At 27.7% G+C, this 11,161-nt stretch carries 14 protein-coding genes; 10 read left to right on the plus strand and 4 right to left on the minus strand.

Annotated features, from left to right (window positions below):
* The first annotated feature begins 13 nt into the window (after nt 1-13).
* The 9 genes from T514_RS0117640 to T514_RS0117685 all read left to right on the plus strand — a co-directional run bounded on the left by T514_RS0117640 (nt 14) and on the right by T514_RS0117685 (nt 5,384).
* Entirely contained in the window at nt 14-916 is a 903-nt protein-coding gene (locus T514_RS0117640) for a PHP domain-containing protein (RefSeq protein WP_027625964.1), read from the plus strand.
* Between the two features lie 95 nt (nt 917-1,011).
* Nucleotides 1,012-1,458, plus strand: a complete 447-nt coding sequence (locus T514_RS25870; protein ID WP_027625965.1) for a MerR family transcriptional regulator — start codon at nt 1,012-1,014, stop codon at nt 1,456-1,458.
* Between the two features lie 187 nt (nt 1,459-1,645).
* The gene (locus tag T514_RS0117650) at nt 1,646-1,846 is read left to right on the plus strand and encodes a hypothetical protein (protein WP_027625966.1); all 201 of its coding nucleotides are present in this window, start codon (nt 1,646-1,648) and stop codon (nt 1,844-1,846) included.
* Nucleotides 1,847-1,908: 62 nt separating this feature from the next.
* Nucleotides 1,909-2,475, plus strand: a complete 567-nt coding sequence (locus T514_RS0117655) for a hypothetical protein (protein ID WP_027625967.1) — start codon at nt 1,909-1,911, stop codon at nt 2,473-2,475.
* 156 nt (nt 2,476-2,631) lie between these two features.
* Nucleotides 2,632-2,853 carry a helix-turn-helix transcriptional regulator gene (locus T514_RS0117660; RefSeq protein ID WP_027625968.1) on the plus strand — a complete coding sequence of 74 codons (222 nt, stop codon included), beginning with the start codon at nt 2,632-2,634 and terminating at the stop codon, nt 2,851-2,853.
* Entirely contained in the window at nt 2,834-3,271 is a 438-nt protein-coding gene (locus tag T514_RS0117665; protein WP_027625969.1) for a DUF2178 domain-containing protein, read from the plus strand. The genes T514_RS0117660 and T514_RS0117665 overlap by 20 nt, the downstream gene beginning before the upstream one ends.
* Nucleotides 3,272-3,516: 245 nt before the next feature.
* The gene (locus T514_RS0117675; RefSeq protein WP_027625970.1) at nt 3,517-3,981 is read left to right on the plus strand and encodes a GNAT family N-acetyltransferase; all 465 of its coding nucleotides are present in this window, start codon (nt 3,517-3,519) and stop codon (nt 3,979-3,981) included.
* A 94-nt stretch (nt 3,982-4,075) separates the two neighbouring features.
* Nucleotides 4,076-4,552, plus strand: coding sequence for a barstar family protein (locus T514_RS0117680; RefSeq protein WP_027625971.1), 477 nt, complete (start codon nt 4,076-4,078; stop codon nt 4,550-4,552).
* A gap of 364 nt (nt 4,553-4,916) precedes the next feature.
* Entirely contained in the window at nt 4,917-5,384 is a 468-nt protein-coding gene (locus T514_RS0117685) for a VOC family protein (protein WP_027625972.1), read from the plus strand.
* A gap of 66 nt (nt 5,385-5,450) precedes the next feature.
* Here T514_RS0117685 and T514_RS27410 read toward each other — a convergent pair whose 3' ends face one another.
* The 4 genes from T514_RS27410 to T514_RS0117705 form a co-directional block, all read right to left on the minus strand.
* Nucleotides 5,451-6,728: a S8/S53 family peptidase gene (locus T514_RS27410; RefSeq protein ID WP_242850625.1), complete on the minus strand. Its 1,278-nt coding sequence runs from the start codon at nt 6,726-6,728 to the stop codon at nt 5,451-5,453.
* A gap of 145 nt (nt 6,729-6,873) precedes the next feature.
* The gene (locus T514_RS27415; protein ID WP_242850626.1) at nt 6,874-8,145 is read right to left on the minus strand and encodes a S8/S53 family peptidase; all 1,272 of its coding nucleotides are present in this window, start codon (nt 8,143-8,145) and stop codon (nt 6,874-6,876) included.
* Between the two features lie 108 nt (nt 8,146-8,253).
* The gene (locus tag T514_RS0117700) at nt 8,254-9,738 is read right to left on the minus strand and encodes a M56 family metallopeptidase (protein WP_027625975.1); all 1,485 of its coding nucleotides are present in this window, start codon (nt 9,736-9,738) and stop codon (nt 8,254-8,256) included.
* Nucleotide 9,739: 1 nt separating this feature from the next.
* A complete protein-coding gene (locus T514_RS0117705) occupies nt 9,740-10,111 on the minus strand; it encodes a BlaI/MecI/CopY family transcriptional regulator (protein ID WP_027625976.1) in 372 nt (123 codons plus the stop codon).
* 169 nt (nt 10,112-10,280) lie between these two features.
* Here T514_RS0117705 and T514_RS0117710 point away from each other — a divergent pair, with 169 nt between their 5' ends.
* Nucleotides 10,281-10,835: an SMI1/KNR4 family protein gene (locus T514_RS0117710; RefSeq protein WP_027625977.1), complete on the plus strand. Its 555-nt coding sequence runs from the start codon at nt 10,281-10,283 to the stop codon at nt 10,833-10,835.
* The last annotated feature ends 326 nt before the right edge of the window (nt 10,836-11,161 follow it).

Below are 11,161 nucleotides of genomic sequence, written 5' to 3' on the forward strand. Positions count from 1 at the left end.
AGGAGGGGAAAAAATGAAAAAACATATCGATCTGCATATGCACTCAATTTATAGCGACGATGGAGAATTTACGCCTTCCCAGTTAGTTTACCAGTGCAAGCAGGCAGGTATCCGTATTATGTCTATTTCAGATCATAACTGTGTAAAGTCAAACAAGGAAGCCGAAGTAGAAGCACACAAGGCGGGCATTCAGTATATTCCTGCTATTGAGATTGATTGTACCTACAAGGATGTAAATTTGCATGTGCTTGGATATGGAATTAATTATGAAAGCCAAGAATTTGCCATGATAGAAGAAAATGTGGTCACACAGGAATTGAAAGCATCACAAGAAAGATTAAAGTTGACGCATCAACTGGGTTTTCAGATTACTCAAGATGAGTTGAAAGCTGTTTCTAATAAAGGCTATGGGAAAAACATTTGGACTGGTGAAATGATTGCGGAAGTTCTTCTTCAAAAAGAAAAATACCTTAACAATGAATTACTTAAGCCTTACCGCAGTGGAGGTTTGCGTAGTGATAACCCTTATGTTAATTTTTATTGGGATTATTATTCACAGGGAAAGCTTTGTTATGCAGAAATTAAATTTCCCACTCTTGAAGAAATTATAGGAATAATTCATAAAAATGGAGGTAAAGCGGTGCTGGCACATCCGGGAAACAATCTAAAGGGAAAGTTTGAATTATTTGATGATATAGTTTTATGTGGTATTGATGGTGTAGAAGCTTTCAGCAGTTACCATAACATAACAAATGCCTATAATTTTTACGTTAGATCACAAAAATATTCGCTTTTGGTTACCTGCGGAAGTGACTATCATGGAAAAACAAAGCCTTCTATACAGCTTGGCGAAAGTGGATGTTTTATTGATGAGAAAGAAATTGAAACACAATTATTAAACTTTGAGCTTTTATAAATATATTGAATACCTAACAGATAATAAATACCCATTACAGGAGGGTCTATTATTTTAATTGTTAACAAAATATACGCGCATAGGAGAGATAGAATATGTTTAGAATAGAGGAGTTTGCAAATTTAAATAAAATATCTATAAAAACTCTTAGATATTATGATGAACTAGGACTTTTAAAACCTATGGAAGTTGATTGGCAAACAGGTTATAGGTATTATTCAGCAAAACAACTTCCAAGGCTAAACGGAATACTAGCTTTAAAAGATTTGGGATTTTCATTAAATCAAATTGGTAATGTAATTGATAATGAGGAATCTAGGGATATTGTACTTTCAATGCTAGATGAAAAAAAGAAAGAAATTAATGATACCATAAATTCTGAAAATATAAGTATGACATATAATGCTTTAATTAAATGGATTGAAGAAAATGGTTATAAAATTGCAGGATCTAATAGGGAATTATATTTAGAAGGGGAATGGTCAACTCCAAATATTCAGGAATATATTACTGAAATTCAGATACCTGTTGAAAAAATTTAAAATTAAATAGCTCTATAATAAAAAACTTTTTGGCTAAATATAAAAGAATGCCAAAGAGTTTTTTGTTTATTTTCATGTTATGGTAATGTGATATAATTAATCCATAATATCATTAAAGTACTATTTAAGGCATAGGGAGAAGTGATCTTTAGATTTGACTAGAGTTTACTTAAAGGGGGGAAGTACAATGAAGAAAAATATTATTTATTGGGGAATTTGCATAGCTTTTTTTAAAGCTTATTTTGATATATTAAGATTTATATGGAACAGTTTTGTACCGTTTAATACTATGAGAGATGTGATAGCTTTTTTCATTCTTGTATGTCTTAACATTCCACTTTCATTGATAAGTACAGAAAAGGTAATTGAAATAATAAAAAGAAAATAAGAATAAATATCAAAAAATTATTTTTGTATAACATTTTCATAATAAAGGGAGAGGGGTATATCATGACTGAATGTAGAGAAATATATTTAAATGATAGTGATTGGAAAGAAAAATTAAGAAATTTAATTAATTATGAGGAGAATTTTATTTTTCCTATTAAATGTAGTGGGAAATATATTAATACTATATTAACTCCACAGCTAATTATAAGTGATTTTAGTGAAGAAAAAGAACAAATAGTAAAGAATACACTTAAATTTATTTTAGAAAATTTTGATGCCATTTATGAAAATATGCTAAAAATTTTAGTTAAAACCTTTAAAAATTGGGATATATATGATCATGAAAATAATGAGGATTATCAGATTAATATAGAAGAAGATTTACATAAAATGCGTTATGATGGTAATTTCATTAATACAATAATAATTAATTGTAACGAAATAGAAAATGAATTTGCTTATTACTCATTTAAGTTTGAATTTAATTACTGTAGATTTGGTTATGATGATGGAGTAGAAGTAGTTATGTATAAAGATAAAGTTATATTTTGGGCTGATGGAAACAGTATGGAATATATATATTCTTTCAAGGAAATATTAGAATCATACAATAATTACCAACTTTAGTATATTTGTTATAAAAATATATAAAAACTCTTTGGCTAAGTATAGAAGAATGCCAAAGAGTTTTTTATATATTGATTGACAATATGGTTATATGATGGTAATATGAAGTAAACTTCACATGAAGTTTACTTCATATTACTTTTAGGGGGTGTATAGGTGAAGAACAGAGTAAAAGAATTGCGAACTGCTACAAATATGACACAACAGCAGCTCGCTGATCTAGTTTCGGTTTCATCAAGAACGATTATTTCACTTGAGAAAGGGCAATACAACCCATCAATTATGCTGGCATATAAGATAGCCTGCGTTTTTAATACTACTATTGAAGAATTATATTGTTTAAAGGAGAATTTAGAGAATGAAGATGAAAGTATATAATAAAAAGAAATTTTGGAGTGGTGTAGTATTTTTATTATTAGCGGCAATTAGCATTCCAAATACAATTGCACGTTTTAATAGTTTAGATACCTTAAGAATTATTAAGTATGCTATAGTGGATACTTTTGCTATTTTATTTGGAGTCACAGAAGTATATAGAAGCTTAAGTAGTAAGTGCACAAAAGAAGATAGGCAAAATGATGATGAACGTGAAAAGTTAATTACTATGAAATCAAAAAGCAGTGCCTATAATATTACATTTTTTATTTGTGCTATCATTACAATACTATCTGCAATTGTAGTGGGAGTAACAAAAAATAATGTGTGGGGAGGCATTTTTATTGGTATAGGCATTGTTCCTACAATTATGATAATTACTGAAATAAGTAGCTATTTTTATTATGACAAGCGAAATTAATTACAAGGAGAATTGTATTTTTCCTATTAAATGTATTGATAAATATATTAATATAACATTTAAAAACTCTTTGGATAAGGATAGAAATATGCCAAAGGGTTTTTTAGTTATTGTTATAATGTGGAATATGGTATAATTAATACAAAATATCAGATATTTTAAATTACTAGCAATAACTTGCAATAAGGAACTATTAATTTAATTAAGCTATTTTAATTTATTCTATATTTACAGGAGGATTATATATGAATAATTTTCAATTTATAAGTGGAGACGAAGAATTACTTGATTTAGTACAGCCATTATGGGAAAAATTAAATAAGCATCATGAAGTTAATTCAAGTTATTTTTTAGATAAATTCAGAAATTTAAAGTTTGAGGTTAGAAAAAATAAGTTTATTAAAAGCAATAATTTACAAGTAAAGATAGATTTAATTAAAGATATAGAGAAAGATTTATATGTTGGCTATTGTATTAGCACGATAAATGAAGATTTGACTGGAGAAATTGACTCTATTTTTGTTGAGAAAGAATATCGTAAATATGGTTTAGGGGACAAGCTAATGAATATGGCACTAGAATGGTTAAATAGCAAGCAGGTAAAGACGAAAATAATTGGGGTAGCAGAAGGTAATGAAAATGTATTAGAATTTTATAAAAGGTATGGCTTTTATAAAAGAAGAGTAATTTTAGAGCAGATAAATGAATAGAGTTAATGAAGAATTTTGCTATAAAGCACTAAAATATTTGATATAACTTACAGTTTTATATATAACTAAAGATGATTAAAGGAGAGAGTTATTTTTGGAAAAGGTTTATATATTTGAAGGAAAAAATGTATATGATTTAAATTCATTTTTTAGTGAGTTTGCTAAAATGGTAAATGCGCCTAATGGATATTTTGGTAGGGATTTGCAGTCATTTGATGATTGTCTTTTTGGAGGATTTGGCCTAGAAGCTCCCTGTAAAATTATTTGGAAAGATTCAAATATATCAAAACAAAGGTTAAATAGTGAAATAATTAGAGAATATTATGAGGAAAATAGAAAGTTTTATGAAAAAGAATTGGCTAATGAAATTGATGAACTTTGTAAACATAGTGTAAATCCAGATGATTACGATCCTTTTGCTGAATCAGGAATAAAATATTCTATAGAGATGATAGAAAAAGCTAAAAGGGGCGAGATAACTATGTTTGATGAAATAGTAAGTACAATCCAAAGCGTTACTAGAAGAGCTACATTTAATAAGAGTTGGGTTATAGATTTAATTTTAGAATAGTATTTGGAAAAAAGTATGTTTTTAATAATTATTTTAGTTTCTTTTTCATTTCTAGAGTTTTTAGATTTTAAATAAATTAATACTAAAAATAATAAAGCTGTTGAAGATAAAATAACTCTAAATATATGAAAATATATTTCTATATTTGTAATGGTAATCACGAATATTGGAATGGCAACAAATACATATAATATATAATATCCTGTTCTATCTAAAATATCTTTCTGTAATTCATATAAGAATTTATTATTCATAAAAATTTCCCCTTTGAAATTTATAGAGAACCATAACTTATATATATAAATTATATCATATATGGTATTTATATCAAATGGATAAAAATAAAGGGTAGGAGGATGATAAAATGAAATTTAAGTGTCCACTTATTGTTGTTAATAATATTGAGTTAAGCAGAAATTTCTATGAGAATGTATTAAATCAAAAGGTAAAATATGATTTTGGTGAAAATGTAGTGTATGATGGGGGTTTTGCTATACAATTAAAGCCATATTTTGCAAATATGATTACTATAAATGAAGATGATATAACTACTAAATCAAACAATTTTGAACTATACTTTGAAGAAGAGGATATAGATAGTTTCATAAAAAAATTAGAAAATATTAATGGAATAAAGTATATTCATTCATTAGTAGAACATCCATGGGGGCAGAGGGTTGTTAGATTTTATGATCCTGATATGCATATTATAGAAGTTGGTGAAAGTATGGAGACTGTGATAAAGCGGTTTTTAAATCAAGGGTTATCCGTTGAAGAGACAGCTAAGCGTACTCAGCATCCAATTGAATTTGTTAGACAGGTGAATAAATAGGGAGTGCTAAAAACACTCCCTATCTTAATGCCATAAAAACATTATACATATATAAATATCAATTATCTATTTACGAACCTTTTCTATAAGTTTTTCTGGGTTTACTATTGTGCCTAAATCATATTTTTTATTATCTTTTTCTATTTGTACTATGTTACCTGTATTTACTGCGGCTTTTAAAAATTCATCTGGAGTTATATCAGGATTTACTTGGCAGCATAAAGTATATAAAGCTGCTACATAAGGAACAGCCCAGCTTAATCCACCTTGTTTATAGAATACATAATCTGATGTTCCTGTAGGGGAAGCAGTACATCTACTATCCATTGGTACCATAATATTTTTTGAGGGACTAAATCTTTTATTATTTTTAAAAAATGAATCACTCCAGAACATAGCTGGCTTATAGCTTTTAAAATCCTCTGGGTTTTTCATACTATCTCTTCCAAGACCCCAAAAATCAATATCATAATATTGATCAAAACTTGTAGAAACTACTAATATGCCTTCAGCTTTAGCTCTTTTTACTGCTGCATCTACTTCTTTAAATCCTTTTTGTCTCTTGTCCCATCCTATAGACATGGAAATAGCTCTTATCTTTTTTTCTTTAGGTAAAGTTTTATTTACTTCTATAATTCTGCCTATAGATTTTCCCAAATAAGTAAAATCAAAAGGGTATCCTGTTACAATGCTACTTAAAGTAAATTTACCATGAGTTTCTGCAATGTAATATAAATCTGCTTCTGGGGCAACACCTACAGTTTTTCCTACTGCAATAGAGCTAATAGCTGCTCCATGCATAGAGGCAAAAGTACCGTCATCTACGTTGTGGATTTCTTCATAAAATTTTAATCTATCCTTATATTCTTCATGATCAGTTAAAAGAGTTTGATCAATAATAGCCATGCTAACCCCTTTACCTGTAATGCCTTTTTCGTGAAGTTTTCTTAAATTTAAACCTGGATTTTTTCCATATTCCATAATAGTATTTGTATCAAATCCTTTTGGAAGAGAAGAAGGCCACTTTGTTTTACTATCAAAATCTGCATACATTAAATCCTTTAAATTATTCTTAATGTCTAGTTCAGATAAATCATAACTTCTTAAATCCATTTGCCATAGTTTTTGAGGATTTCCATCATATTTTGGAAGTTCTTTAAGTTTTCCTTTTCTATAATCTATAGCTTTTGGTACGTGAGCTATTCCACTATTACCATTTACTTTACAATCGTGATATTTATTTATTGGAAAAGTAAAAGCAAACACTACAAATAAAACTAAAATAATAATAATGGAAAAACATACTTTCTTTTTAACACTAAATTTTTTAATATGGTTCCACATAATAATCCTCCTTGTAATTTAATATTTCGCTGGAGATTACATATGTAATCTGTAGTGGGTAAAATTTCTTACTAGAGTTACCAAAGGAGGTGTTTCTAATAAGAAAAATATTATTTAACTATTATTACATATAAATATCAATTATCTATTTACGAACTTTTTCTATAAGTTTTTCTGGGTTTACTATTGTGCCTAAATTATATTTTTTATTATCTTTTTCTATTTGTACTATGTTACCTGTATCTACTGCGGACTTTAAAAATTCATCTGGAGTTATATCAGGATTTACTTGGCAGCATAAAGTATATAAAGCTGCCACATAAGGAACAGTCCAGCTTAATCCACCTTGTTTATAGAACACATAATCTGATGTTCCTGTAGGAGAAGCAGTACATCTACTATCCATTGGCACCATAATATTTTTTGAGGGATTAAATCTTTCATTATTTTTAAAAAATGAATCACTCCAGAACATAGCTGGCTTATAGCTTTTAAAATCCTCCGGGTTTTTCATACTATCTCTTCCAAGACCACAAAAATCAATATTATAATATTGATCAAAACTTGTAGAAACCACTAATATGCCTTCAGCTTTAGCTCTTTTTACTGCTGCATCTACTTCTTTAAATCCCTTTTGTCTCTTGTCCCATCCTATAGACATGGAAATAGCCCTTATCTTTTTTTCTTTAGGTAAAGTTTTATTTACTTCTATAATTCTATCTATAGATTTTGCTAAATAAGTAAAATCAAAAGAGAATCCAGTTACAAGGCTACTTAAAGTAAATTTACCATGAGTTTCCGCAATGTAGTATAAATCTGCTTCTGGCGCAACGCCTACAGTTTTTCCTACTGCAATAGAGCTAACAGCTGCTCCATGCATATCAGCACTACTTTCATCATTGTGAATTTCTTCATAAAATTTTAATCTATCCTTATATTCTTCATGGTCAGTTAAAAGAGTTCCATCAATAATAGCCATGCTAACTCCTTTACCTGTAATGCCCTTTTTGTGAAGTTTTCTTAAATTTAAACCTGGATTTTTTCCATATTCCATAATAGTATTTATGTCAAATCCTTTTGGAAGGGAAGAAGGCCACTTTGTTTTACTATCAAAGTCTGCATACATTAAATCCTTTAAATTATTTTTAATGTCTAGTTCAGATAAATCATAACTTCTTAAATCCATTTGCCATAGTTTTCGAGGATTTCCATCATATTTTGGAAGTTCTTTAAGTTTCCCTCTTTTGTAATCTACAGCTTTAGGTACTCTAGCTATTCCACTATTGCCATTTACTTTACAATCCTGATATTTATTTATTGGGAAAGTAAAAGCAAACACTATAAATAAAACTAAAATAGTAATAATTGAAAAACACACTTTCTTTTTAACACTAAATTTTTTAATACGATTCCACATAACATTCCTCCTAAAATTTAACCTCACAACAAGATTACATGTGTAATCCTTAGAACGTAAAATTTCTTATTAGAGCTACCAAAGGTCATATCTCTAATAAGAAAAATATTACTTAACTTTTTTTAATACATAATAAGCTGGGATTCTATTTCTGAATGCATAATCTCCACTTTTCCATTGTAAAAACATGTATTCATTATTATTTATATTTTTTATATAATACTTACTAGCTGTTTTATCATAGGGACCTATAAGCAGATCTTTTGACCAATTCCAGTGTTTTACACTTGTTTTTCCGTTTTGAAAGAATTCTAAATTCTTAAGATATAGTTGGTCTCTAAAATTCCTTTTATTGGGATTAAAGTCATTTATATTTTCTACAATATCTACAGATATCCATTTTCCTATGATTTTATCATCTGGGTTGAACGGAATATTTATATTATCTATTTTTCTAACTCTTCCTTCTTCATCTATTATATAATTAGAAGATATATCTTTGTCTATAGCTGCAGAAACTGTTCCATTATGTTCCGTTAACATAATAGCACCAATTAAAATTACTACAATTAAAGATAGGGTTGTAGCATATAATCCTTTCTTTTTAAAATCACGTATAAAAGATATTCTTTTAGCAATTTCTTTTTTATTTCCCACCATATTTAGTGGTAAAGATACTTTTAAATTGTTTTTTGAATAAGATAAAAGATTTATTATAGTATATCCATAGCTTAATTTTTCTTCGGCATTTATATAGGAAAGTACCATTTCGTCACAGCTTAATTCTAAGGTTTTCTTTAATTTATCCATGGTATACCAAATTAAAGGATTAAACCAGTGCAATATACAAATGATTTTAGCTAAATATAAAACTATAATATCTTTTCTTTTATAGTGGCATAATTCATGAAGCATTATATTTTTTAAATCTTCTTTTGTAACTTTTGATAGCAATCCTTTTGGAATTAATATTATAGGATTCTTTAATCCGAGTATAGCAGGGCTGTTTATAGAGCTTAATTCTAGTAGTTTAAAGTTTGATTTGATTTTAAGAAAATTACTGCATTGTAATAAGATGGTTATTGCTTTTTCGTCATCTACTGCTTTAATATACTTTATCCTTTTATAAAACTTTATATGGTTTAATATATTATGTATTATTAAAGTGAATATACCCAAATACCACAATATAAATAGGTATTTTGTATAAGAATGAGAACTCTTTATAATATAAGAAAAGCTTATATCATTAGGTTGTTTAAAGTTTCTATCTATGTCTCTATAATAATTTAAGCTGCTATAATAACTTTTAAATTTATCATCATTATTTATCATATCCACTATAGTATTTTTATGATTTAAGGTATATAACATTTCTGGTACGCTATATAAGCTAAAAGAGCTTTTAGGCATTATAGGCAAAGCTAATCTTATTAATATGAAAATATAAAGTATATATTGAAATTTTGCAGGGATTTTCTTATTTAAAAGTTTGTTTATTATAATTACTAATATTATGGGAATAATAGATAAAACTGATAGTTCTATAATTAGTTTAAAAACTAAAAACATATAAAACACTAACTTATCCATATTATTTCCTCTTTTCCAAAATCTTTCTCAAATCCTCTATATCTTTATCTGTAAGATCATCATCTTCTATAAAATTTAATACCATATCTTTAGCTACTCCATTAAATACTCTGTGCAAAAAAGATTTACTTTCTTCTTTTATACAATCTTCTTTTTTTACTAAAGGATAATAATTATACGATCTGCCTTCTATTTCAAATGCTAATACTTCTTTTTTTACTAATCTACTTATTAATGTTTTTATAGTTTTAGGTTTCCAATCCATTTTGCTTTCTAAACTTTCTATAACATAATTGGCACTACAAGGATTGTTATCCCATATTACTTTCATAACTTCCCATTCTGCTTCAGATATCTTAGGTAAATTTCCCATACTAACACTCCTTAGATTACGATTGTAATTTATGACTTAATGCTACACCTGTAATCTATATTTGTCAATAAGTTTTGTGAGTGGAGTAAGCGATATTTATTGTAAGCTTACCCAATTTAATTATATAATATTTTAAAGATTACTAGATTGATTGGGGGATGTATAGGATATGAAAAAGCAATTAGAAATATTAGATATGAATTTAAGAAAATTAAGACCTGATTTTTATTTACAACTTAATGAGCCATTAAAAGAAAATGAGATAAAAGATTTAGAAGCAAAGTTTAATGTTATTCTTCCTGAAGATTTAAAACTATTGTATAAATGGAAAAATGGACAGAAAGGGAACTGTTATGAATCCTTTGTAAATAATTCAATCTTTATCCCTTTAGAAGAGGCGTTGGATTCAGCAAAAGAATTAACTTCAATGATTGACTCTGATTTTGATATTGATAATTGGTGGAATGAAAATTGGATACCTATATTAGAAAATGGCGGAGGAGATAGTATTTGCTATGATATAGAAGGAATTTTTACTAATGAAAAAGGGCAATTAATTGAGTTTTGGCATGCAGACAATGATAGAAATGTTATTGTTCCAAATTTAAAATGCTTTATTGAAGCTATAAATAGATTTTATGAAACAAAAGAAGCAAAGGACTTTGATGAGTATTTTGAGATTGATAATATAGAAGGGTTTCCTAAAAGTTTTTATGTTGAATAGGTAAAGATTAATAGTGCTTATCTCACATTTTTTAAGTGAGAGATAAGCACTGTTACTAAAATTAAATATATTAAATCTCTTTCTCATAATGTTCTAGAGTTTCTTTAGGATAAGCGCCTGTCCAATGGTATGGTTGTAGAGCCTGTGAAAAAAAGTCTGTAAATTACAAAATATAGCAGCTTTCTATGATAAAATATAAATATCATAGGAGGCTGTTTTGTTATGGGTAAAAGAAAAGAAAGATTAACAGAGGGAAAAAAGAATATTATTGCTGATTTAATTAGGGAGTATGACATTCAATCTGCTGAGGACATTCAAGACGCATT

The sequence above is a fragment of the Clostridium lundense DSM 17049 genome, assembly GCF_000619945.1.
In the GTDB taxonomy this organism is placed as follows: Bacteria; Bacillota; Clostridia; order Clostridiales; family Clostridiaceae; genus Clostridium_AO; species Clostridium_AO lundense.